This is a genomic window from Blautia sp. 1033sp1_1033st1_G9_1033SCRN_220408 (assembly GCF_040929965.1).
In the GTDB taxonomy this organism is placed as follows: Bacteria; Bacillota; Clostridia; order Lachnospirales; family Lachnospiraceae; genus Blautia_A; species Blautia_A ammoniilytica.
Genome location: NZ_JBFKZO010000007.1, coordinates 61,218 through 83,850, shown reverse-complemented (window position 1 = coordinate 83,850; position 22,633 = coordinate 61,218). Strand labels below are relative to the sequence as shown.

Here is a 22,633-nt window from a genome sequence, read left to right as displayed (position 1 = left end):
CCGGTATTTTTGCCTTTGTATATACAAAGGCCCTGCTCGCCAATTTGTGCAATCCTACGATTGTGTTATTCTGACCTTGTTATCGAACGCAAACAAACCACTTGAGAAACCGAATTTTCTCTGATAAAATGAAATGTATGATCTTGATAATCTGCGATTTGAATCGGAACGAGAGGTACTACAATGGCCGTAAGTTACAAAAGACTGTGGAAACTCTTGATTGACAAAGACATGAAAAAGAGCGATTTAGAGAGAGAAGCAGGCATCAGTCATTATACAGTTTATAAGTTAAGTCATGGAGAGAACGTGACGACAGAAATTTTAGAGAAAATCTGTAAAGCTCTTAACTGCTCTGTTGAAGAAATAATGGAATTTACTAATGATGAATAAGCACCATTGGGAACATAGGACTTAATAGGACGTTCTATAAATTATATTAAATTAAAATGATCCTCAAGTAATGGAGATGAAGATATGGGATACCAAAGTGAAGCAGAGCTTGAACTGCAATTTATTGATCAACTGAATAAGCAGGGATATAGTACCGTTTCTATTCCTGACTATGATACGTTGGTCGAAAATTTTAAAGTGCAGTTTGAGGCGTTTAATGCTGATAAGCTCGATAAACCACTTACTGATAAAGAGTGGGAACGCATTCTTAACCTGATGCTCGGAAAATCAGTTTTTCAGAGTGCGAAGATACTCAGGGATAAATTCGTATTGGAAAGAGAGGATGGAACGAAGGTTTATCTCGCCTTCTTTTCCAATGATCACACAAAGAATATTTTTCAGGTGACACATCAGACCACCGTCGTCGGGAAGTATGTTAATCGCTACGATGTAACTCTTCTTGTCAACGGACTTCCACTGATTCAAGTAGAACTGAAGCGAAGAGGCATTGACATCCGAGAAGCGGTTAATCAGGTGATGCGCTATAAGAAGCATTCATACAATGGTCTTTATCATTTTATCCAGATTTTCATTGTCTCCAATGGAGTAGACACGAAGTATTTTGCAAACTCTGACCGCGAGATGCTTCATAGTCTTGCTTTTTTCTGGACGGACTTTGATAATGTACGACTTACCAACCTGAAGGACTTTTCGATTGTCTTCCTTGCCCGTGATCACATCATCAAGATGCTGTCGCGTTATATGATTCTGAACGATACGGATAAGCTACTTATGGTTATGCGCCCCTATCAGGTGTATGCTGTTGAAGCACTTGTCCGACAAGCAACACTGACCAATCGCAACGCCTATGTCTGGCATACAACCGGTGCTGGAAAGACGTTGACTTCCTTCAAGACGGCGCAGATCCTTGCAGCCAATCCCAATATTAAGAAAGTCATCTTCCTCGTTGACCGTAAGGACTTGGATTCTCAAACTACGGAGGAATTCAATAAGTTTGAAAATGGATCAGTGGATACGACTGACCGCACTGATGTTCTTGTGAAGCAAATGCAGGACAAAAACCGGCAGCTTATTGTAACCACCATGCAAAAGATGGCAAATGCCGTCAAGCGTCCACAGTACGCAAAGATTATGGATGCGTACAAGAATGAAAAAGTAGTTTTCATCATCGACGAGTGCCACAGAAGTCAGTTTGGGGATATGCACAAGGATATTGTGCGACATTTCCAGAAGGCTCAATTCTTTGGATTTACAGGAACGCCACGTTTTGAAGTCAACGGAAAAGTCGAAGGAAAAATCACGCAAACCACAGAAATGCTGTTCGGGGAGTGTGTCCACAACTACTTGATCAAAGACGCTATCTTTGACAACAATGTCCTCGGATTCCATGTGGAGTACATAAAGACGATGGAGGGTGATTTCGACTGGGATGATCCTACTCTGGCAGATGCCATTGATGTCAACGAGCTTTATATGTCCGAAGAGCGTATGTCTCTGATTGCCAATCATATCATCCAGAACCATAAGGCAAAGACGCGAAACCGACAGTACACCGCAATCTTTGCTGTTTCGTCGATTGAGGCGCTGGTCAAGTACTACGACATTTTTAAAAGCATAAAGCATGACTTAAACATTTCCGGGATCTTCTCTTATGGGCAGAATGAAGATGCGGAAGGCAAGGACGAGCACAGCCGTGACGCTTTGGAACGGATCATCAAAGACTATAATGAGATATACAGCACCAACTTTTCTACAGACACTTTCGCAGCTTACCATAAGGATATTTCCGACCGTGTAAAAGGTAAGAAGACGAAACCGTTGGACATCTTGCTTGTGGTCAATATGTTCCTCACCGGCTTTGACAGCAAAACTCTTTCAGTCCTCTATGTGGATAAAGATTTGAAATATCATGATCTGTTGCAAGCCTACTCCCGCACAAATCGTGTGGAGAAAGAGACGAAACCCTTCGGCATTGTTATCTGCTATCGCAACCTTAAAAAGCAGACGGATGATGCACTTACCCTGTTCTCAAAGACGCAGGACACCTCCGGTATTATTGTTCCGGACTATAACTTCTTCGTCGAGAAATTTAACGAAATGGTCATTAAACTGAAAGAGATCGCCGATACTCCTGCAGCTGTAGACACCATGCAGAGTGAAGAAGATCAAAAGCTCTTCGTTGTCACTTTCCGCGAACTAACAAAGTATTTGCAATCGCTGCATACCTTTATCGAGTTCAGCTTTGACCAGAATGCACTCACGATGTCTGAGCAGGAGTATCAGGACTATAAGAGCAAATATATGTTGCTCTACTCAAAACAAAAAACAGACCGTGAAGTTGTATCTGTTCTGAATGATGTGGACTTCTGTATTGAGCTTATGGAGAGCGACCGAATCAATGTTGCCTACATCATGAACCTTATCCGCAATATCCACTTTGATGACGCGAAGCAGAAGGACTATGACATCAAGCATATCAAAGATGAACTTGGCAGGACGGATAACCCGCAGTTGCTTAAAAAGGTTGAAATTCTGCAATCATTCTTGGATACGGTTGTCGCAGGACTTAACAGCGCCGATGAAATTGACGCTGCCTACAATGATTTCGAGAACGCAGAAAAGCAAAAAGAGATTGAAGCCTTTGCACAACAAGAGGACATCGACTCTAAGATGCTCACTGATTTCATCTCAGAATATGAGTTTTCCGGCACGATGGATGCCGGGAATATCCGCGACCGGCTTACAAAACCGATGCCGCTCTTGAAGAAGCGTTCACTGGTCAACCGTATCGTAGAGTTTATCAGGAAACACGCAGAGAAATACCAATAAGGAGAATGTGAAATGGACAATTCTATTCAGGCTCATCAAAAAGAGCTTTGCAACAAGCTCTGGGCAATGGCAAACGCCCTTCGTGGCAATATGGAAGCCTACGAGTTCAAGAATTACATCTTAGGCATGATTTTCTACTATTACCTTTCGGACAAAACCGAGAAGTACATGGTCAACCTTTTAAAAGATGATGGAATCAGCTATGAAGAGGCATGGGCTGACCCTGAGTACAAGGAAGCTGTCGTAGAGGAAGCTCTGCGCGACCTCGGCTATGTGATTGAGCCACAATTTCTTTTCCGCAAGATGGTTAAAATGGTGGAGAACCGCTCCTTTGACATTGAGTTTTTACAGAAGGCAATCAACTCGCTGATGGAATCTACCATCGGTAATGACTCTCAGGAAGACTTTGACGGCTTGTTCTCTGATATGCAGCTTGATTCCACGAAGCTCGGACATACAGTTAAAGACCGTAGTGCCGTTATGTCAAAAATTATATCTTCTCTCGATGAAATCAATTTCGGAGTGGAGGACACAAAAATTGATGTGCTGGGTAATGCCTACGAGTATCTGATTGGACAGTTTGCCGCAACTGCTGGTAAAAAAGCCGGTGAGTTTTATACACCTTCGGGGCCTGCTGAGTTGCTTTGCCGTATTGCCTGCCTTGGATTGACGGATGTAAAGGACGCAGCTGATCCGACTTGCGGTTCTGGCTCTTTGTTGCTGCGTTTAAAAAATTACGCAAATGTCAGAAACTATTACGGGCAGGAGCTTACATCGACTACATATAATCTCGCTAGAATGAACATGATTCTGCGTGGTATTCCATACCGTAATTTCAACATCTATAATGGAGATACCTTAGAACATGACTATTTTGGTGAGAAGAAATTCCGCGTTCAGGTAGCCAATCCACCGTATTCTGCAAAATGGTCTGCTGATATGAAGTTTATGGAAGATCCTCGATTCAACGAATACGGTAAACTTGCCCCGAAGAGCAAGGCAGACTTTGCTTTTGTACAGCATATGGTCTATCACATGGATGAAGACGGACGTGCTGTTGTCCTTCTTCCTCATGGTGTTCTATTCCGTGGTGCTGCAGAAGAGGTGATTCGTAAACATCTTATCCAAAAGCTGAATGTGTTGGATGCCGTTATTGGTCTTCCGGCAAATCTCTTCTTTGGCACGGGCATTCCCGTCTGTGTTCTCGTCCTAAAAAGAGAACGTAACGGTAATGCAAATAACATTTTGTTTATTGACGCTTCTAAGGACTTCGAAGCCGGGAAAAATCAGAATATCCTTCGGCAATGTGATATTGATAAAATTGTGGACGCATATCAGCGCCGCGAGGATATCGATAAGTATGCTCATGTGGCAACAATGCAGGAGATTGAAGATAACGGATTTAACCTCAACATTCCCCGCTATGTTGACACTTTTGAGCCGGAAGAAGAAATTGATCTGAATGAAGTGGCTGCGGAAATTCGCAAACTCCAGCGTGAAATGAAAGATATTGATGCGGAATTGAAGCCGTATTTCGATGAGTTAGGGCTGGATTTCCCATTTGATGTGGAGGGCAAATAATTATGGAAAATGTATCCTCAAGTAACGGTCTCGAAAAGCGTCCGACATTATCATTTAGAGATGCTAACGGTGCTGAATTTCCGAATTGGCAGCGAATATCACTAGGCACAATTATTGAGCCTTATTCAGAAAAAGTACATGGAGATCACGACTATGAAGTTCTTACATCTTCTCGTGAAGGGCTTCAAAGGCAAACAGAACATTTTGGTTCTAAACAACGACACGATACGGATGGCTACAACATTGTACCTTTGGGCTTTTGCACATACAGAAATAGAAGTGATGACGGGAGATTTGCCTTCAATATTAACAAAATAAGCGATAAAGCTATTGTAAGTAAATTCTACCCTGTTTTTCGATTTGTAAATGCTAATAGTACCTTTATGACGGAGTATCTCAACTCATCAGCCCGGGCGCGAAAAAAACTGTCTGTACTTGCTGTCGGAACCAGTCAAGTTGTTCTATCGTTTGAAGCGTTAAAGTCTGCAAAGTTTGATCTTCCATGCAAGGAAGAACAAGATAAAATAGCCGCTCTATTGGAGTGCATAAATACACGAATTGCTCAGCAGCACGCCTATGTCAATGCCCTTAAGAAGTATAAAAGAGGTGCGATTAAGAAGCTCCTTTCGCCAAAATCATGTCCGCTCAAAAATGCAAAGTGGACTACAGCTAAACTGGATGAAATCGGCAGTTTTATAAAAGGAGCACCTTTATCCAAAGCGGATATATCTGACGACGGCACACCCTTTATCCTTTATGGGGAGCTTTATACTACTTATAACGAAGTTGTAACTAACGTCAAGCGCCGGACTCAGGCACAAGTTGATGAATTATTTCTGAGCCGTGAAGGAGATGTTGTAATTCCGATTTCTGGCGAAACAGCAGAAGAGATATCAACAGCATCTTGCGTCATGCTGTCCGATGTAATTCTTGCCGGTGATCTCATTATTTATCGCAGCCATAAGGTTGATGGACGCATAATAAGCTATTTGCTCAATCATGTTGTCAATACTCAAATTGCCCGTATAGCTCAGGGAAAATCGGTTGTCCATATTCAAGCGAGTGAATTGCGCCAACTCACGTTATCTTACCCTGATGAAAAAACCCAGAAGACCTTAATAGCCTTCCTCTCCAAACTTGATGATAAGGTCATAAACGAAGAAAATGCACTTGCATTTTTGATTAACCTAAAAGTAGGGCTACTGCAACAACTTTTCATATAATGAGTTGCTGCAACAGTGCCTCTTTAACACGAACAAGTTCATGAGCGCAAGCATTGCAAATATCAATCTTCTGATCCAGAGTATAGAGCATAGATGCTATTCGTGACTGTACCTCGTATGACGGAAATACAACGGCTGTTTTCAGTATTTCGCTTTTGCTTATCGAAGAAACCTTTGTCCCCTGTACTAATGGAAGCATCTGAGTCCTAAACCTTTTGGAATTGAAAAAGTAGCCGAGATACATCGGTGCGAATGATAGCTTTGGGCGGCAAGGTATTGTGTGAAGCCCTGATAATGCCTTCATACCAGTGGCACCAACTATTTCTACCGCCTTACCAACCGTATAATCTTCTGCGGTATCAGCGATCACGATGTCCCCATCGCGCAGATAACTATGCTGGGCAAATTTGGAAAGACTCACGTTCGAGCGAATGTACGGCACCTTTGATTTTGAAAGATTGACCACAGATCCGTATTTGATCAGAACATCACCATAGTGGATATTATAAACTATTCCATTTTCGGTTGACATTTCGTTCCGCGAGAAGGTGTTGTTTTGTAACAGCTCAAAGGCTTTATCAAACGGAACTGTCATCCAATCCTCGGCTGTTCCACTTTCCACAAAAAGCTCATCTGAGAGTCCTCTTTTATACTTCTGTTCAAGTATGCTGAAATCCCTAGCAGTAGCGGTTTTACATCTGCTACTGCTAGGGATTTTGCTATGATACGGTATTGATTTTGGCAGTCCCAATAACCCTCAAGTAACGGTCTCGAAAAGTATCCAAAGCTGCGGTTTCCGGGGTTTAACGAGCCATGGAAAGCTGAACAATTATCTGATTTTGCAGACCGTGTAACACGGAAGAACAGCAAAAACGAAACCAATCTTCCACTAACTATTTCATCTAAGGACGGTCTTGTCGATCAGGTAAGCTACTTCAATAAAGCTGTTGCCAGTAAAGATATGAGTGGATATTATTTACTCAAGAATGGCGAGTTCGCTTATAACAAGAGCTATTCCGTGGGCTACGATTTCGGATCTATCAAACGTCTGGATCGTTATCCGATGGGCGCTTTATCGACACTTTACATCTGTTTTTCACTGAAAAAGCATGACAGTGACTTTATAAAGGCTTATTTTGACTCTCTGAAATGGTACCGTGAAATTTACATGATCTCTGCTGAAGGAGCAAGAAATCATGGGCTTTTGAATATTCCTACTGAAGATTTCTTTGACACAAAACACTATCTGCCGGAAAACGCTGATGAGCAAAGAAAGATTGCAGATTTCCTCATCACCCTGGACCGTCGCATCGAAGCACAACAGACTCTCGTAGATAATCTCAAGAAGTATAAAAGAGGATTCATTTCAGAAGTACTAAAACAAAAACTTATACTCTCTCGTGAAGGTGAAAAATGGGAAGAAGTCTCTCTAAGTGATGTGGCAGATGGTTTTGAGTACGGCATGAATGCTGCCGCAACTTCTTTCGACGGAGAACACAAGTATATCAGAATTACCGATATAGATGATGATGCTCATACATATATAGCTTCCGCTCCCGTTTCTCCCTCTGGTGACCTTGAGGAAAAATACCGTGTCAGAGAGAATGACATCTTATTTGCACGTACCGGAGCTTCGGTTGGCAAAAGCTATCTTTATCGAAAAACTGATGGCGATTTGTTCTTTGCTGGATTTCTTATTCGCATTCATGTCAAGGAAGGAGTAGATAGCGGATATGTTTTTCTGAATACATTAACGGAAGATTATGATAAGTGGGTACTGCTTGAATCTGCACGATCTGGACAACCCGGTATAAACGCAGAACAATATAAACGGTATAGTTTTAAGCTACCACCACTCAAAATTCAAAAACAGATTTCGGGAATCGCGCAGAAGATGGATGAGCAAATAAAAAGAGAATATCTATGTTTACGTCTCCTGCAAAAACAGAGAGATGGTATGTTACAGCAGCTCTTTATATGAAGAGCTGCTGCATCAAACCCTTTTTTGTAGATACAAGATTCTTTAGAGTACGCTCTTGTGCGAGCAAAGTTTTTTCTATTGCCGACAGGAAACTCACTATTTTTTCTTGTTCCAAAATTGAAGGCAAGAGAACGTCCTGATTCAAAACAGTTTTTCGATCTATTCCCTCAATTAATCCCGTGGCAGATTGCTTCATCTTTTCAGAAAGATATAGTGTGAGGAAAAAACAAAAGCCTTTTGTCATCACTTCACGAGGGCGTAAAGCCATGAATTGCCTTGCTATATGTACCTTTTCTTGAGAAAGCATTACTACCGCACCAGATCCAGATCCTTTACATACAAGTAGCGTATCTCCACAATAAGCGAGACATCGAGGTGTTGATGTCCATCTTGAGACAACAGTCTTTCCTTCAACAATACAACTTGCGCCCGTCATATAGGGTATACCTTCTCCATGATCATTGTAATCAGACGGAGCAAAGTCTTGACCAGATTGGAGAAAGATTAGTTCGCCCAACTTATGTCTTTCCCATTTTGGTTTATTCTCAGCAAAAGTTAGTTCTTGAGTAAAAAAGTTTTTAATGGCACCTCTTTTATACTTCTTGAGAACATCAATCATTTCCCTCTGCTTCTTGATTCTATGATCGATGCTTGCAATAAAAGCAGAAATCTTTTCCTGTTCGGATTTCTCAGGAATAGCAAACTCATACTCAAGAATATGTGCTTTGTCTCCCCGAGGCATTTTAGAACCTTTGACTCCGCCCATCACATATTCAATAAAACAATCTCTTGCAATTATGTCGTACAGGAAGGATGCTGTGATTTTCTCCGGTGAAAAAGCAAGTACATCTGCACTACATATACCTTCAAAACTTGCAAGCCATGCTTTTTTCAGATAGGGACGAATATTGGCAAGAAGTGTATCACCAGGCATAAATGCGATTCCTTCTACTTCGTCTTTATCCAGATAAGCTACTATGCCCTCAAAGTTTTGAAGAAGATTTTCAGTGCTGACATATGCATTCTTAGGTGATTTTGCTCTTTGCCTGCGAAAGCTGGTTACATCAGATAAACGGACAGTCTTCCATGGCTCGCCAAAGCCCGGAAACCGCAGCTTTGGATACTTTTCGAGACCGTTACTTGAGGATGGTAATGCCTTGTTTGCATCTCCACATGATAATGTTTGTGGAGGTGGTCAACATGACTAAAAATACACAATTTAAGACGTTGCTGAACAATTGGTTAAATCAGAAGAAACCAATGATCACACCGTCAACCCATGCCAGCTTTACTCTAATTGCCGAAAATCATCTTATCCCCTATTTCGGAAAACGTAAGATTGGCAGTATCACCGAGGCGGATATTCAGAGCTATATTACTTATCTCCATAATTCCGGCCGGTTGGACAGCACAGGCGGATTGACTGTAAAGACTATCCGTGATGTTATTCTTGTACTCAGGCTTGCAATGGAGTATGCTTATAAGGAGAGGGCTATTCCATTGCTGAATTGGGATCTCATCGAATACCCCAAAGAACTTGGAGTCAAAAAAGTCAATTCATTGTCCAAAGATCAAGAACAAACTCTTATTCAGTGTATCTACATGGATTTGAACAGAAAAACGGCGGGTATTCTAATTGCACTGTTTACTGGGGTTAGGATCGGCGAGCTTTGTGGACTTCAAATGAAGGATATTTCCCTCACGGATAAGACAATTAACATTAATAAGACTGTGCAGCGCATTTATGATAAGCGGAAAAAGGCATCCTATCTTCATATAGGGCCTCCTAAGACAAAGACATCAGCCAGGACAATTCCTGTTCCGTCGCTCCTTATGAACATTATCAAGAAGTTTTACACAGAAAATCCGAATCACTATTTTCTGACCGGAAAGACAAAGCCGACTGAACCACGTACATACCGGCAATTCTTTGCTCGATTTCTCAAACGAAACGGGCTACAGAAAGTGAAATTTCATGAGATCCGCCATACATTTGCGGTGCGGGCAATCGAAATACCGGAATTTGACATTAAATCGCTCTCTGAGATTCTGGGGCATAAAAATGTTTCCTTTACCTTGAATGTCTACGGAAGCGCCAACCTTCAGCAAAAGGTGAAGTGTATGAATCTACTAAATGAGTTACTGTAGCTATGGAAAAGCGCCAGCCGGGGGTTCCCTGACTGGCGCTGCTCATGTTTGATTGTGATTTAGAGCTTTGACGATTGCCATCACATTCTTTAGATTCTCATGGCTTAACAATTTTATCTCGTCCAACACTTCTTTATACTCAACAGGGTGATCGCTGCCGTCATCAAAAAATTCGGCTGGAGTGACGCCGAGATACTCACAGATATAGAAAAACACCTGCATTGATGGAAAACCATTTCTATTTTCCAATGAATTGATATATCCGGGACTCTGGCCAATGGAAAGACTCATATCCCTGGCAGAGACACCTTTTTCTGTTCGTAATTTTATTAAACGCTGATAAAACAAATCTTCAAACATAGCGACCACCTTTTTATACGATTGTATCCCACAAGGCGGTAAATTATATCTGGTATGACTATATATTTCGATTGACCTGTCTGATTGTATTGGATATTATTAAATTATCATATGATATGTTCAGATACGAGGGAGGAAGCAAATGACAAGGATAAAACGTAATAAGTTCGGAATGGGTATCCTTGTGGCATTTATTTGTCTATGCGCAGTTGGATGCCATGACTCTGGCGGAGATCAAGATATGCAAATGGAAGCGATTTCCGAAACAGAGGAAGGACTGTATATTTCAAATACCACACCTGAAAAATGTTATCTGTGCGGAACTCCTGAACAATCTCTGCTCCCTTTTTACGAAGGTCAAACCAATCTTGGTATTATCAGTCTGAATACATTTGAGTTTGTCCCGATTGAAATTAACCGCTATGATGATTATGGAAATTTGATTGAAGAGCCAGCGGGCTTTTCGTCTACCAGTATGCAAAATACGGGAGAAAATGGCTTTACTGCCTACGTTACACCCAATCATGACCGAGGTTATGCTAACGCTATCATATATTTTGAAAATGATAAAGAATTGAACATAGACAAAGCGGCTGATTTTCTTTGTACAGAATGTCTAAATCAGACTCTTGAAGAGTGCTGGAATGATGACCCTTTCGGTATGGGGGTAATTAACTTCGAGACAGAAGAAATTCGATTGCTTGAGAGGAACATAACTGCGTTTACGTTTGATGACTTTTATGTATCCTGCGATTTAAGAACTTCAGATGATTCAGGCGGAGATTCCCATCAAATGGATTTGCTTATTTTCTACTGCCCGGAAAGGTATCAATAAATCTACGCCAGTTAAACTTTTTTTGCTATAATGGATATAGATAAAACCGCGATACGAGGAGTTTTCACATGGACATTGCTATTTCTTCAGATTCAAATGAAAAAAAGATTTCGCAAATTGCAAGTGCAAGTTGGACACCTGCACGGTAGAAATCAGTTAATCAGAGCATCGGTCAGGATGGAAGCCTCTGGCTTCCGTTCTGGGCGATGCTGCCGCAGCCTTCGGCTGCGTAAACAGAGTCGAGGAACTCATCAAACAGTTCCTCCGGGGTGCGGTAGCCAAGCTTCTTGCGAGGGCGTCCGTTCAGCTCATCAGCAGCAGACAAGATGTACTCTGGAGAGAAGGATTCAATGGAGGCACCCTTGGGCACGAAAGCCCGAAACAAGCCGTTGTGACGCTCGTTTTGGGGACGTTCCCACGAAGTATAGGGATGTGCAAAGTAGACTGCACTGCCCCAGTTCTCGACCAGACTGAACGTAGAGAACTCCGAGCCGTTGTCCACGGTAATGGTCTTGAAGACCTGTGAGAACTTGTCTCCGAATTCCTCCCTGAGCGATTGCATGGCGTTCAGAACGGAGTCTGCATCCTTGCCGGGAATCTGGATGGCAATATAGTTCTCCGTTTTCTTCTCCAACAGGGAGAGGACGACAGCCTCTTTACCAGCCCTCTTGCCCACGACAGTGTCACCTTCCCAATGTCCCTCCTCGATGCGCAGAGCCGCAATCTCAGGTCTCTGGGAGATGTCCGTGCCGAAGCTCTTCTTGTGTTCACGGGGCTTGGAATCCTTGTGCTGCTTGCGTTTCATGGCTTCGGGTAGTTCCGTCACAGACAAGTCAAGGTTGCCTGCCCAGACCTCATTGTAAAGAGTGCGGGTGCAGACCATCTCATCTGCTGGAAACAGCCCATGCAGACGGGCATAGCCAACGCAGGAATCCAGAGACCACTTGTGTTCCTTGAACTGCTTGACTACCCAACGAAGGAAGTGGGCGCAGCGGCAAATCCGATGGCGTTTCCGAGAATGCTTCCTGTTGGCCTTGTAGACGGCCTCTCCATGCCTTGCTGAGTAACCGGGTTTCCTGCCCTTATTGCTCTTACGAGGCGGTGTGCCGCGTCGTAGTTCGTTTGCCACGGTAGACGGCGAGCAACCTATCTCTCTGGCGATGGCTCTGTTTGTGTAGCCTTGGCACTTGAGATGTTGGATAGCCCCTCGTTCTTCACGCTGAAGGTGCTGTCCCTTCTTGCGTTCTGCTGGCCCTGTGATATAATCTTGGCAGTCCATAGTGATTGCCCTCCCTTGGCAGATGTTGTGTAGGAACTTCATTCTACCATGCTGGAAAATCACTATGGATTTTTTTGTTAGGTGTCCAACTTCATTATGCAATCAACCGAAAAAAAGATTTACCAGGACAGCACCCATGAACTTGTTTCAAAAATTGCTTATCTGATAGGGGTGCCGAAGCGAATCTTTGAGAATATACATGAGCCACCGGAACAAGAAGTGTTTGCTCAGATGGACAACGAAAAGAGTACCAGAATTATTCGCCATCTATCCATTATCCGGACGAGCATACAGAGAAACTATCGGGCAATCAACCGGAAAATGAAGACAGAATATCTATCCATTCTATCGATGCCGGAATACGTCCCGGCGGAAAGTATGCGCTATTTGGAGTCAGAGGGGATTTACTTCGTCAAAAAATCAAGTACGAAGCTGTTTCAGCACATTATCGAGCTTAACCGCATTATTTCAAATAGAATCAATAACTGTAAGCCCTTCTTCCCGCTATGGCTTAACTGGAAATATATCCAGGATCTGTTTATTATGCCAGATGGCTTTACCGAAACAGGTACAAAAAACGCCGCAACGCTCTACTATCAGCACAAGCAAGATTATCCTTACCAGATGTATATGAACTGGAATCCGTCAAATGAGGGAAATATCTTGTATAATGACAAGAAATTTGTCACTCTTTTGTATCGATGGCATGGAGACACGTTTACCGAGTACAACCGGGTTTCAGATGTAAGCACTTATGTAAAAGGAAGTATTCAGGAGTTTATTGGTGACAGTACACAAGCAGTTATCGTTGTTGATTGTGAAAACTCCGATCCATATAAACTGTGTGCTACCTTGAAAGGCTTAGATTATAGGAATACAGCAAAAATATCGAGAATCCTTTTGTTTGACGATATACATACAGCATCGGCCTGGAGGATTTTGGATAACTTTACAAAGATTTCTGTAGAGCATATTTTGACAGAACGTGTGAAGCAAAACAAATCTCTGGTTGACATTAAATTGACGGCAAGGGCCTGTCAGGAACACTATCAAAATCATGTAGATTCCTTTATTATTGTATCCAGCGATTCCGATTACTGGGGATTGATTTCTTCACTTCCAGAAGCCCGCTTTCTCGTTATGGTAGAAAGAGAAAAATGCAGCCATGCAATGAAGCAAGCCCTTGCAGAATCAGGTATTTTTTATTGCTATATTGATGATTTTTATTCAGGGAATGCAGATGGTATAAAAATGAGTGCCTTGTTCAAAGAGATGTACCGGTATTTGGATCATTCGATTCACTTAAATGTAAACGATATGTTTGCAGAAGCTCTGCGCATTACCCGGCTTACCATGACCGAAGCTGAAAAACGTCAGTTCTATGATAAATATATCCGCCCTATGCATCTCGTTATAGATTCAGAAGGCAATGTAAGTATTGAATTAAAAAGATAGGAGGCGCAACCTAATGTTAAATAAACCAGATTTTATTGATGAAGAACAGAATTACTTATTAAACAGCTTATTGACGCTCACACAAAAGAACCCAGCTATATGGGAATGTGTTGAGTACAATCCATTGTCTTTCTTATCATCGGAGGAAGATGATGGAACGATAAGTGCCTGCATCGTCCAAATGTTTGTTTTTCAGGCTGAACTTAATCAAGTAGAGTTTGAATTAGAACTTTCTGAGCATATTGATATTACGACAGGAAAAGGCGACATTTATATAACATTGGAGAAGCAGTCACCAGACAGTTATGATAAAATAGATACAGGCCTGTCATTTGAAACGGAATATGAGGATTGTCCAGCAGAACAGATTCAGTCTCAGTTCGGGAATCATGTTGTTGCTCGAATGGCGGAAGCTCTCGTCCCGACAGCATTACAATCGGATGCAGCATCCGCCGCACTGCAATGGGCAATTTTTAATGTTGAAGGTGATACGCCGTTGAAATTTAAGGAAAGCAGCTTATACAAACTTGGAGAAGCGCTGTTTGATTCCCGACGTTTTTTAGAGTTTCACCGATGTGTTCTGGACTGCTCGTATCGGGAGAAACTCATGGCAGAACTCAATTAAAAATTAAAGGACGTAAATATCTATGGAAACTGATCACCAGCTAAGAGTTTTATATCTGTACCAGATATTACTCCGTCACTCCGATGTCGATCATCCTGTCTCCACCAAAGAACTGATTGACATGATGGAAACTTATCATCAAATCAAACTGCACCGGACAACCATCCCTAAATACATAGAACTGCTGAATGCCGGTGGCCTTGAAGTGATGGAGATTCGTTCCCGCGAAAAGAAATATTATCTCAATGACCGTCTGTTTGAACTGCCAGAAGTGAAATTGCTGATTGATGCGGTGCAGTCTTCAAAGTTTATCTCCGTAGGCAAAAGCCAGACGCTGATTTCTAAACTGATGGCACTTACCAGTGAAGCCAATGCGGCGAAACTCAAGCGCAATCTATATGTGACCGGACGTGTTAAATCGGACAACGAAAAGAGCTACTACATTGTCGAAGCAATCAATGATGCGATTAACGAAGGTAAACGGATTTCATTCTACTATACGGATTACAATACTCAAAAAGAGCGTGTGCTGAAGAATGAAGGATTACCGTATGTTCTCAGCCCCTATGCGCTGATATGGGATGGTGACTTCTACTATGTCCTGGGTATGAATCATGGCCGGAATCAAATCAATACCTTCCGGGTAGATCGGATCAGCAGACAGCCGGAAATTCTTGATGAGGCAGCGACATCGGCACCAGACAGCCTGAATCTGGCAAATTATTCGCGCGAGGTCTTTCGGATGTACGATACGGAGGAACCGATTGAAGTATCGCTGCTTTGTGAAAACAGTCTGATGAAACATCTGATAGATCACTTTGGTCTGGATGTAGAGACGGAAACTGTAGATGACAATCATTTCAGAGCAAGAGTATTGGTTTGTACCAGCCCAACTTTTTACCGCTGGGTCTTTGGTTGGTGCGGCAGAATGAAGATAGAAAGCCCTGCTTTCGTACTGGATGAATATCATCGGATGGCGAGGGCTGCGCTGGAATGAGTCTGTTTCAGAGTTAATGGAGACGGTAACTGTATGAACCGACAACGAATGAACAATCCAAATAAGAAATATAAGGAACTAAAGCAGAAGCAAAAAGCCCGTATCTCCGATTTGATGTATCGGGAAACCGATCGGTTTCTGCAGGAAAAGAAGCAACCACCGGATGATAATGAAGTTGTTCAAATTGCTGAGCGGGTATACTGTCGTATTCAGGGGCGTGGATTCTGGATTCCTTATGGCGAAGTGTTGAATGAATACCAAAAAAAATGTCCACATATTCTGCAGCGACTACAAGAATCCGGTTTGCCACAGCACTTGCTTCCCAAAACGAAAAAAGAACCATCTGCTGACTCAATGGGCACATCAAAGGCGAAACAGCGTAAAACAAAAGGACACAGACGGCAAAAGCCACAAGAAATTCCTCTTCCCGAACAGGATGATACCTTTTTCTTTATTGCCGGTTATACTTCCGGCGGCGCTCCCTATGGTGTGACCTGGGAGGAAATGGGATTAGAACCATGGGAGGAAATCGAATAAGCAATGATATTTCGCACGAGATGTCACCAACTGGCGACATCTCATTTTTCTGGCAAAATATCCCTTGCAAGAAGAACAGATGTTCGCTATAATATAAATATCTGAAACGAGCCGTTTCATTTAGAATGTGAGGAATGACCATGAGAAGCAAGAACCCGGAAGTGATGAATGCAATCTGTACCTTTGTTGACCAGTATTACCGTGAACACCACGCCTCTCCGTCTGTAAATGAGATTGCACAAGGCGTCGGCGTGTCAAAGGCGACTTCCTATCGCTACCTTGTCGCCATGAATGAGCGCGGTATGCTTTCCTATGATGGCAAAACCATTGTGACAAAGCAGGTCGGCAAATGTACCTCCGGGTATTTTTCCGCACCGGTGGTTGGCAGTATCCGCTGTGGTGACCCGGAGCGTGAAGAGGAAAGTGTAGAGGAATATGTAAGCCTTCCCAAATCCATTTTCGGAGAAGGGAAATTTTATATTCTCCGCGCTAAAGGCGACTCCATGGTAGATGCGGGCATCGAGGATGAAGATCTGATCGTTATCAGAATACAAGATACAGCGGCGGTCGGCGATATTGTCGTCGCGCTGGATGAGGACAATGAGAACACTCTGAAAATCTTTGGTGGAATTGATGAGGAAAACGGAGATGTGATTCTTCGATATGCGAATCAAACAAAGTATCCGGACAAAGAAATTCGAGTGAAGCAGCTCATTGTACAGGGCGTGGCAAAACACGTCATCAAGGCCCTGTAACACTGGCCTTTACGATAAATCAGGAAAGGATGTGTTCTGACAATGGAAACCTACGATGTGCGCTGCCCAATCTGCGGGGAGCTGAACCATAATCTCTATCTGGAGGAAACGGATGGCTGGATGGAGTGCGAGCATTGCCATCAGGCAGTGCAGATACTGGCATATGCTAAGACGAAGCCAATCCCTGTTTATACCGGCAGGGAGCTGGCAGAGAAATTTTTGACGTCAACAAAGTGACAAGGCCATGGAGGGAGGATGGACTTATGCAGGAAAAAGAAATTTGGCGACCATTCTCATGGCATTGTCCAAATTGCGGTGAAATCTCCGTTGGATATAAGAATTCCAGCGGCACGATCAAGGTGGAATGCTCAAAATGCCATGCAGTAATGGTCAGAAAAGTAATGGGGCGTCGGCATGACCGAATTGACATCTACGCCCCCAAAGGTGAAGTCAATGAGACTGGGCGGCTCGCCAGTCTCTGACAAAAAATGAATACACAGGTATAACGACGGACAGGTTGAGATGAAACAGGCTGTGTAAATCCTGCTCCAGGTCACATACCTTAACAGTTCCAGAGGTTTAACCAGACATTACATGAGAGGCCGCTGGCAGAATTGGATTCCAATTTTGGAGTCCGGCTCTGTCGGCGGCCTTCTTTTGTTTTCCGTCAGGGCTTTTAAAAAATATCGAAAGCCTGATATGCATTAAGGGCTGAGGATACAAATATTGCACTGATCCAGTTTTAGGGAAGTGCGGTATCGGTACCCTTCTCTTTTTGCGCTCATTTTCAGGCTGTGAGATGGGAAACCGCTGCGGAGTTTGTATCCTTTGTCGCTTTTCGCACGGGCGGAAAGGGAAAATTATGTATTACGATCCGATGGAATGTGGAATGAGAATCTCAAAACTGCGCTTGGAATGTGGCAAGACCCAGCAACAGATGGCCGACAAGCTGAACATTAGTCTGGATCATTACAGGGCGCTGGAAAACGGAAGACGCGGTGGTTCACTCGACCTGCTGATTGAACTTGCTATTACATTTGACATATCTCTGGACTATCTGATCCTTGGACGAGTGAAATATTCAGACACGGAGCGTATTCAGCGAGAACTGGAAAACATAATGGGTCAAATTGGGCAGCTGAAGGCTTCTCTTTAATCTACCGTGACAAACTCGACCAGTACCGTGACAACGAGTCACTCTGGAAACAATTCGGATTCATCTACAATTTAATCACAGCCAGAGAAACTGGCTGTGAACCTTGAAAACTGAATAACCATTCATCGGGTACTTTACCGTATGTCAGAGCCGGACAGGCAGTACGCCACGACTCTCCACCTGGAGATGAGCGAACCATACTTGCCACAAATACCGGATTGCAACCGGCAGGGCCAGGACGGCATACAGGGATAATGATACTTCTGTAATTCGCAGCCCGGCCACGAGGAAGGCGGGGAGGTTAGATGCCTATGGAGCAGCCCAGCAAGCTGCCGCCTGATGATTTCCCGCTTCTCAGGGGTGTCGAGGACAAATGTGAGAAAATAACCGCTTAAGAAATTTTCGGGAGCCATGACCGGGAAGGTTATTCCCGTGTTCTGGCTCCTTTAACATACCCACAAGAAAGGAGTACACACAATGGATCGAGATTTCAAACAATATCATCGCGGAGAGATATACTTCGCCAACTTAAATCCCGCCTACGGCTGTGAGCACGGTGGTATCCGCCCTGTGCTGATCCTGCAGAATGACGTAGGCAACTTCTATTCACCTACATTGATCGTCACACCTGCTACAAAGCAGGCAGACAAAAAGCCATATCTGCCGACACACGTTGTTCTGAGCAAGATTCCCGGAATGAAATATGACGGAGAATCGTTGTTCATGTTGGAGCAACTGCGGGTGATTGATAAGCACCGTCTGCGTGGCTACGCTGGGCGGCTGACCAAAGCTCAGATGGAACTGATTGATAAAGCGGTATGTGCCAGCCTGGGGCTTTCCCAGGACGGTGTATGACGCGCCTGACCCGGCAAGGAAATGACAGGGCTTCCCTAATCTGTCTTTGCCCTATTTGCCGGGAGAACTTTGAGATCACAGGGACTTATCGTATCCGGCGGGCAAATTACAGGCAGACAGTAAAGGAAATCTGCACTTACTGCCAGATTCGTATGGGTTATGACTACTATGTAACATCGGCAGCGGAACGGGGGTGATGAAATGGCTGAAGCACTGCGGATTGACCCAGAGTTTGAGTCTAAAATTCCACCTCTGACTGAGGAAGAATACCAGCTGTTGGAAGAAAACATTCTTCAGGACGGCGTTGTGCTGAATCCGTTGATTGTCTGGAACGGCTGCATCGTAGATGGCCATAATCGCTTTCGTATCATTCAAGCACATCCGGAAATCAAATACACAGTCTTTGAAAAGGAGTTTCCTGACCGCTATGCCGCCATTGCTTGGATTTGCTGTAACCAGCTCGGACGCCGGAATCTTACGCCACAGCAGAAGAAATATCTGATTGGACAGCGGTATGAGGCGGAAAAAATAACTGCTAGTTTCCATGGAAATCGTTTTACCTTAGCGTGCGAAAGTAGTCGGGGTCAAAATGACCCCGACTACAAGCCGGAACGAACTCGTGATCGAATTGCACGAGAAAATAACATCAGCGAAAGTTATGTTCGTCGCGCTGAACGATACGCAATGGGGGTGGATGCTGCAGATGAAATAGCACCAGGTATTAAACAGGAATTACTTTCTGGCTCCATTAAGCCTACGGATACTGCAGTTGCTGCCATAGCCAAAGCTGAGCCGGATAAACGTCCCGCTTTGGTTGAAAAGCTGCGTCAGCCAAAGCAGCTGCCAGGTAAAGCACCAGCCCCAGTTCAAAAACAAATACCGACAGAGATTGAGCCTTCATCGATCACTGCTGATGAAGCTCAGCTAGAGGAAGATCTGGAAGAGCCAGAGCTTTTCACCCGCCCCATGACAGAAATCAAAAAAATCCTTGCGATTTCTTCCGGTATGGAAACTGCGGAAGAACTTGCTGATGAAAGCACCATGTTCTACGAACTGGAGGACGCGGTATCTACCATGATTCGCCGATGTCTCCGCTGCTTTGAAAGCTATCCGGGACTTTTAAATAAGAAATCGTACCGCCGCAAGGTACTGAAAATATTAAAAGAAGCCATTCAATTTATTCACAAAATCGAACAGGAGGAACCAACATGAAGAACCTGATTAACTGCCCCTTTGACGAGATGATGATCTACAGCAAGAATTTGGAAGTCCCTCGTAACGCTTACCAGCGGGAACTGAATCCCAACCGTGTCCGCAAGATCGCGGCAGAATTTGATGAGCATATCGCCAATGATCCGAAAGTCAGCTTCCGTGACGGTCACTATTATGTTTTTGACGGTCAGCATACCATTGCCGCCAGAAAGCTCCGCAATGGTGGTCAGGACTTGCCCATCCGCTGCAAAGTATTTTATGGTCTCTCCGAACTGGATGAGGCTATTTTGTTTGCCCAGCAGACTGGTGTTTCCGCTCAGCTCACCGCCGGTGCGAAAATGCGGGCGCTGATCTACGGCAATGATCCGGATGCGGTGGCGTTTCTGAAAGCTACGGAGGAGGTGGGCTTGCGGCTGGACTACAACCAGGACAGAGGCAAGTACCGGATTGGCTGCGTGGGCACTGCCTATTCCATCTACAAGAAGGTGGGCGAAAAAATTTATAAGGAAGGAATGCAGCACATTGTCAATGCATGGGACGGCGCTCCGGATTCTCTTCGTTTTGAGATTTTGCTTGGTGTGGTGTTCTTCGTGGATCTCTATCACGATGAATATAGCTCTAAGCGCCTGGTTGAACAGCTGCGCCGGTACGATCCGCTTACCATTTACAGGGAAGGCCGTTCACTTGGTGTGAATATGGCTGGGTACAAAAAATATATGTATCAGGTTTATCGAATGTACAACGGAAACAGCCGTCGCTATATGTTGTCTCTGAAATTTTAGTTTCTATAATGCTAGTAGCTTGATGTCGGCGGAGAGGAGGTAGTGGGTCTATGGAATATTATGACGGGAAAGTTCCCATTCATTTGAAGATGACATTAACAGCGAAGGAGGCAGCTGAGTACAGCAATATTGGAATAAACAAGATTGATAGTATGTTGCGTGCACCAGGCTGTCCGTTCGTTTTATTTGTAGGTACAAAAAAATTAGTAAAACGTAAAGAATTTGAAGAGTACATCAGTCAGAAACTTGTAATCTGATGAGCTATACTCTTGAGGGTTTAGGGCCACTGTGATATAATCTGAGTGTTGCAGTGGAACCTTTCCCGCCTGTGGGAAAGGAGTTTCACATGGGAAAAAATCTCAAAGGCAAAGAATGTGGCAAAGGAATCTGCCAAAGAAAGGACGGGTTGTATTGCGCGAGATTTGTAGATAAATCGGGAAAAAGACACGAAAAGTATTTTCGTACTATTCCAGAAGCGAGAAATTGGATTGAAGAAGCAAAATATGCGGATAAGCATGAAGAGGTGTTTGTGCCAACTGATACAATAGTCGATGAATGGTTCGATTTTTGGATTGAAAATATTGTAGGGGATTTGGCACCTAACACGCTCAGAAATTATCGTGAACGATATGTTAATAATATCCAGCCGGTAATTGGGAGAATGCTTTTATCCAATGTACGGCCTATGCACTGTAAGAAAGTGTTAATTCAAATGGATGCGGATTATGCTGGTTCTACGATTCGACAGACATACATTACTATGGGCACAATGTTCAAAGCTGCATTGATGAATGGCATGATTTCCAAACATCCGATGGATGGTGTCCGATATACGAAACCAGTCAGGGCAAAAGATGATATTCGTTTTCTTACACGAGAAGATCAAAAGAAGTTTCTCGAAGTGGCTAAACGATCTCATAATTATAACCAGTATGCGTTGATTCTTGAAACGGGATTGCGGACTGGTGAGATGATTGGCTTGACTTGGGATGCGATTGATTTTAATAAGAAGACACTCACCGTAAATAAGACACTGGAATACAGACATGGACAGCATTTTTGGCGTGCTGGGCCTCCTAAAACGCAGAACAGCTATCGTACAATACCTTTGACGGATAAAGCTTATGAAATCCTGAAGACGATATATGATAGCCGTACTGATAGAAAGGAGTCTCCATTACTCTCGCAAACACTGGAGTATATTGACAGGCGTACAGGTACTACTGCTCGTCTGGTTATGCACGATCTTGTCTTTATTAACTGGAGAACGGGGGAGCCTGCAAAAAACAGCTCTTACGATACCCATCTGTATAAGCTCTGTGATGAAGCCGGGATCGATCGTTTCTGTATGCACGCATTGCGTCATACTTATGCAACAAGGGCTATTGAGAGTGGTATGCAGCCAAAGGTTTTGCAAAGCCTTCTTGGTCATGCAAGTATTAAAACCACAATGGATAGGTATGTCCATGTAACAGATGAATCCCTTGATCTAGCTGTAAGGCAATTTGAAAGGAATCGGGTATCCTGATATAAAACCCTATATAGTTAAATGAGAAAATGGTGTAAAAATGGTGTAGTTCCACCGAAAGGGAACCCGAAAAACCTTGTAAAT

General features: G+C 43.5%; 25 protein-coding genes. 21 read left to right on the top strand and 4 right to left on the bottom strand.

The window, feature by feature from the left end; all coding sequences use genetic code 11:
• The first annotated feature begins 183 nt into the window (after window positions 1-183).
• The 4 genes from AB5916_RS07430 (at window position 184) to AB5916_RS07415 (ending at window position 6,044) form a co-directional block, all read left to right on the top strand.
• Window positions 184-390 carry a helix-turn-helix domain-containing protein gene (locus AB5916_RS07430; protein ID WP_368190041.1) on the top strand — a complete coding sequence of 69 codons (207 nt, stop codon included), beginning with the start codon at window positions 184-186 and terminating at the stop codon, window positions 388-390.
• An 84-nt stretch (window positions 391-474) separates the two neighbouring features.
• On the top strand, window positions 475-3,240 hold the full coding sequence (locus tag AB5916_RS07425; protein WP_368190039.1) for a type I restriction endonuclease subunit R: 2,766 nt from the start codon (window positions 475-477) through the stop codon (window positions 3,238-3,240).
• A gap of 12 nt (window positions 3,241-3,252) precedes the next feature.
• Window positions 3,253-4,821 carry a type I restriction-modification system subunit M gene (locus tag AB5916_RS07420; protein WP_368190038.1) on the top strand — a complete coding sequence of 523 codons (1,569 nt, stop codon included), beginning with the start codon at window positions 3,253-3,255 and terminating at the stop codon, window positions 4,819-4,821.
• 2 nt (window positions 4,822-4,823) lie between these two features.
• A complete protein-coding gene (locus AB5916_RS07415) occupies window positions 4,824-6,044 on the top strand; it encodes a restriction endonuclease subunit S (RefSeq protein ID WP_368190036.1) in 1,221 nt (406 codons plus the stop codon).
• On the opposite strand, the gene AB5916_RS07410 is transcribed toward AB5916_RS07415, so the two are convergent.
• On the bottom strand, window positions 6,037-6,666 hold the full coding sequence (locus AB5916_RS07410) for a restriction endonuclease subunit S (RefSeq protein ID WP_368190035.1): 630 nt from the start codon (window positions 6,664-6,666) through the stop codon (window positions 6,037-6,039). The two genes, AB5916_RS07415 and AB5916_RS07410, sit on opposite strands and share 8 nt — an antisense overlap.
• 339 nt (window positions 6,667-7,005) lie before the next feature.
• Here AB5916_RS07410 and AB5916_RS07405 point away from each other — a divergent pair, with 339 nt between their 5' ends.
• Window positions 7,006-8,025 carry a restriction endonuclease subunit S gene (locus AB5916_RS07405; RefSeq protein ID WP_368190034.1) on the top strand — a complete coding sequence of 340 codons (1,020 nt, stop codon included), beginning with the start codon at window positions 7,006-7,008 and terminating at the stop codon, window positions 8,023-8,025.
• Here the strand turns inward: AB5916_RS07405 and AB5916_RS07400 are convergent.
• On the bottom strand, window positions 8,018-9,139 hold the full coding sequence (locus tag AB5916_RS07400) for a restriction endonuclease subunit S (protein ID WP_368190104.1): 1,122 nt from the start codon (window positions 9,137-9,139) through the stop codon (window positions 8,018-8,020). The two genes, AB5916_RS07405 and AB5916_RS07400, sit on opposite strands and share 8 nt — an antisense overlap.
• An 86-nt stretch (window positions 9,140-9,225) precedes the next feature.
• Between AB5916_RS07400 and AB5916_RS07395 the strand changes: the two genes are divergently transcribed.
• Entirely contained in the window at window positions 9,226-10,173 is a 948-nt protein-coding gene (locus tag AB5916_RS07395; RefSeq protein WP_368190033.1) for a site-specific integrase, read from the top strand.
• Window positions 10,174-10,215: 42 nt separating this feature from the next.
• On the opposite strand, the gene AB5916_RS07390 is transcribed toward AB5916_RS07395, so the two are convergent.
• Window positions 10,216-10,533, bottom strand: a complete 318-nt coding sequence (locus AB5916_RS07390; RefSeq protein ID WP_009259804.1) for a helix-turn-helix domain-containing protein — start codon at window positions 10,531-10,533, stop codon at window positions 10,216-10,218.
• A 142-nt stretch (window positions 10,534-10,675) separates the two neighbouring features.
• On the opposite strand from AB5916_RS07390, the gene AB5916_RS07385 reads away from it, so the two are divergent.
• Window positions 10,676-11,368, top strand: coding sequence for a hypothetical protein (locus AB5916_RS07385; protein WP_368190031.1), 693 nt, complete (start codon window positions 10,676-10,678; stop codon window positions 11,366-11,368).
• Between the two features lie 172 nt (window positions 11,369-11,540).
• Here the strand turns inward: AB5916_RS07385 and AB5916_RS07380 are convergent, their stop codons facing one another.
• A complete protein-coding gene (locus AB5916_RS07380; RefSeq protein WP_368190029.1) occupies window positions 11,541-12,647 on the bottom strand; it encodes an IS30 family transposase in 1,107 nt (368 codons plus the stop codon).
• Between the two features lie 231 nt (window positions 12,648-12,878).
• Here AB5916_RS07380 and AB5916_RS07375 point away from each other — a divergent pair, with 231 nt between their 5' ends.
• The 14 genes from AB5916_RS07375 (at window position 12,879) to AB5916_RS07310 (ending at window position 22,549) form a co-directional block, all read left to right on the top strand.
• On the top strand, window positions 12,879-14,102 hold the full coding sequence (locus tag AB5916_RS07375) for an NYN domain-containing protein (protein ID WP_368190027.1): 1,224 nt from the start codon (window positions 12,879-12,881) through the stop codon (window positions 14,100-14,102).
• A gap of 13 nt (window positions 14,103-14,115) precedes the next feature.
• Window positions 14,116-14,727 carry a hypothetical protein gene (locus AB5916_RS07370; protein ID WP_368190025.1) on the top strand — a complete coding sequence of 204 codons (612 nt, stop codon included), beginning with the start codon at window positions 14,116-14,118 and terminating at the stop codon, window positions 14,725-14,727.
• Window positions 14,728-14,749: 22 nt separating this feature from the next.
• Window positions 14,750-15,724: a helix-turn-helix transcriptional regulator gene (locus AB5916_RS07365; protein ID WP_368190023.1), complete on the top strand. Its 975-nt coding sequence runs from the start codon at window positions 14,750-14,752 to the stop codon at window positions 15,722-15,724.
• Window positions 15,725-15,757: 33 nt separating this feature from the next.
• The gene (locus AB5916_RS07360) at window positions 15,758-16,261 is read left to right on the top strand and encodes a hypothetical protein (RefSeq protein ID WP_368190021.1); all 504 of its coding nucleotides are present in this window, start codon (window positions 15,758-15,760) and stop codon (window positions 16,259-16,261) included.
• A gap of 140 nt (window positions 16,262-16,401) precedes the next feature.
• Complete coding sequence (locus tag AB5916_RS07355) at window positions 16,402-17,016, top strand: LexA family protein (RefSeq protein WP_368190019.1); 615 nt, start codon at window positions 16,402-16,404, stop codon at window positions 17,014-17,016.
• Window positions 17,017-17,058: 42 nt separating this feature from the next.
• Window positions 17,059-17,253: a translation initiation factor 2 gene (locus AB5916_RS07350; RefSeq protein WP_368190017.1), complete on the top strand. Its 195-nt coding sequence runs from the start codon at window positions 17,059-17,061 to the stop codon at window positions 17,251-17,253.
• Between the two features lie 26 nt (window positions 17,254-17,279).
• Window positions 17,280-17,498 (top strand): hypothetical protein, encoded by a 219-nt coding sequence (locus tag AB5916_RS07345; RefSeq protein ID WP_083831477.1) that lies wholly within the window; start codon window positions 17,280-17,282, stop codon window positions 17,496-17,498.
• A 407-nt stretch (window positions 17,499-17,905) separates the two neighbouring features.
• Window positions 17,906-18,172 (top strand): helix-turn-helix domain-containing protein, encoded by a 267-nt coding sequence (locus tag AB5916_RS07340; RefSeq protein ID WP_368190015.1) that lies wholly within the window; start codon window positions 17,906-17,908, stop codon window positions 18,170-18,172.
• Between the two features lie 477 nt (window positions 18,173-18,649).
• Entirely contained in the window at window positions 18,650-19,027 is a 378-nt protein-coding gene (locus AB5916_RS07335) for a type II toxin-antitoxin system PemK/MazF family toxin (protein WP_368190013.1), read from the top strand.
• A complete protein-coding gene (locus AB5916_RS07330; RefSeq protein ID WP_368190011.1) occupies window positions 19,024-19,224 on the top strand; it encodes a hypothetical protein in 201 nt (66 codons plus the stop codon). Before AB5916_RS07335 ends, AB5916_RS07330 begins: the two co-directional genes overlap by 4 nt.
• Window positions 19,225-19,228: 4 nt before the next feature.
• Window positions 19,229-20,239, top strand: coding sequence for a hypothetical protein (locus AB5916_RS07325; RefSeq protein WP_368190009.1), 1,011 nt, complete (start codon window positions 19,229-19,231; stop codon window positions 20,237-20,239).
• On the top strand, window positions 20,236-21,021 hold the full coding sequence (locus AB5916_RS07320) for a DUF6551 family protein (protein WP_368190007.1): 786 nt from the start codon (window positions 20,236-20,238) through the stop codon (window positions 21,019-21,021). Before AB5916_RS07325 ends, AB5916_RS07320 begins: the two co-directional genes overlap by 4 nt.
• Before the next feature lie 50 nt (window positions 21,022-21,071).
• A complete protein-coding gene (locus AB5916_RS07315) occupies window positions 21,072-21,278 on the top strand; it encodes an excisionase (RefSeq protein ID WP_191493648.1) in 207 nt (68 codons plus the stop codon).
• Window positions 21,279-21,367: 89 nt separating this feature from the next.
• Window positions 21,368-22,549, top strand: a complete 1,182-nt coding sequence (locus AB5916_RS07310) for a tyrosine-type recombinase/integrase (RefSeq protein ID WP_368190005.1) — start codon at window positions 21,368-21,370, stop codon at window positions 22,547-22,549.
• The last annotated feature ends 84 nt before the right edge of the window (window positions 22,550-22,633 follow it).

Coding starts and splice junctions, on each gene's coding strand:
- AB5916_RS07320 (WP_368190007.1), top strand. CDS start 20,236: ATGAAGAACCTGATTAACTGCCCCTTTGACGAGATGATGATCTACAGC.
- AB5916_RS07430 (WP_368190041.1), top strand. CDS start 184: ATGGCCGTAAGTTACAAAAGACTGTGGAAACTCTTGATTGACAAAGAC.
- AB5916_RS07370 (WP_368190025.1), top strand. CDS start 14,116: ATGTTAAATAAACCAGATTTTATTGATGAAGAACAGAATTACTTATTA.
- AB5916_RS07360 (WP_368190021.1), top strand. CDS start 15,758: ATGAACCGACAACGAATGAACAATCCAAATAAGAAATATAAGGAACTA.
- AB5916_RS07415 (WP_368190036.1), top strand. CDS start 4,824: ATGGAAAATGTATCCTCAAGTAACGGTCTCGAAAAGCGTCCGACATTA.
- AB5916_RS07405 (WP_368190034.1), top strand. CDS start 7,006: ATGAGTGGATATTATTTACTCAAGAATGGCGAGTTCGCTTATAACAAG.
- AB5916_RS07345 (WP_083831477.1), top strand. CDS start 17,280: ATGCAGGAAAAAGAAATTTGGCGACCATTCTCATGGCATTGTCCAAAT.
- AB5916_RS07355 (WP_368190019.1), top strand. CDS start 16,402: ATGAGAAGCAAGAACCCGGAAGTGATGAATGCAATCTGTACCTTTGTT.
- AB5916_RS07365 (WP_368190023.1), top strand. CDS start 14,750: ATGGAAACTGATCACCAGCTAAGAGTTTTATATCTGTACCAGATATTA.
- AB5916_RS07350 (WP_368190017.1), top strand. CDS start 17,059: ATGGAAACCTACGATGTGCGCTGCCCAATCTGCGGGGAGCTGAACCAT.
- AB5916_RS07395 (WP_368190033.1), top strand. CDS start 9,226: ATGACTAAAAATACACAATTTAAGACGTTGCTGAACAATTGGTTAAAT.
- AB5916_RS07420 (WP_368190038.1), top strand. CDS start 3,253: ATGGACAATTCTATTCAGGCTCATCAAAAAGAGCTTTGCAACAAGCTC.
- AB5916_RS07315 (WP_191493648.1), top strand. CDS start 21,072: ATGGAATATTATGACGGGAAAGTTCCCATTCATTTGAAGATGACATTA.
- AB5916_RS07340 (WP_368190015.1), top strand. CDS start 17,906: ATGAGAATCTCAAAACTGCGCTTGGAATGTGGCAAGACCCAGCAACAG.
- AB5916_RS07325 (WP_368190009.1), top strand. CDS start 19,229: ATGGCTGAAGCACTGCGGATTGACCCAGAGTTTGAGTCTAAAATTCCA.
- AB5916_RS07425 (WP_368190039.1), top strand. CDS start 475: ATGGGATACCAAAGTGAAGCAGAGCTTGAACTGCAATTTATTGATCAA.
- AB5916_RS07380 (WP_368190029.1), bottom strand. CDS start 12,647: ATGGACTGCCAAGATTATATCACAGGGCCAGCAGAACGCAAGAAGGGA.
- AB5916_RS07330 (WP_368190011.1), top strand. CDS start 19,024: ATGACGCGCCTGACCCGGCAAGGAAATGACAGGGCTTCCCTAATCTGT.
- AB5916_RS07375 (WP_368190027.1), top strand. CDS start 12,879: ATGGACAACGAAAAGAGTACCAGAATTATTCGCCATCTATCCATTATC.
- AB5916_RS07335 (WP_368190013.1), top strand. CDS start 18,650: ATGGATCGAGATTTCAAACAATATCATCGCGGAGAGATATACTTCGCC.
- AB5916_RS07310 (WP_368190005.1), top strand. CDS start 21,368: ATGGGAAAAAATCTCAAAGGCAAAGAATGTGGCAAAGGAATCTGCCAA.
- AB5916_RS07390 (WP_009259804.1), bottom strand. CDS start 10,533: ATGTTTGAAGATTTGTTTTATCAGCGTTTAATAAAATTACGAACAGAA.
- AB5916_RS07385 (WP_368190031.1), top strand. CDS start 10,676: ATGACAAGGATAAAACGTAATAAGTTCGGAATGGGTATCCTTGTGGCA.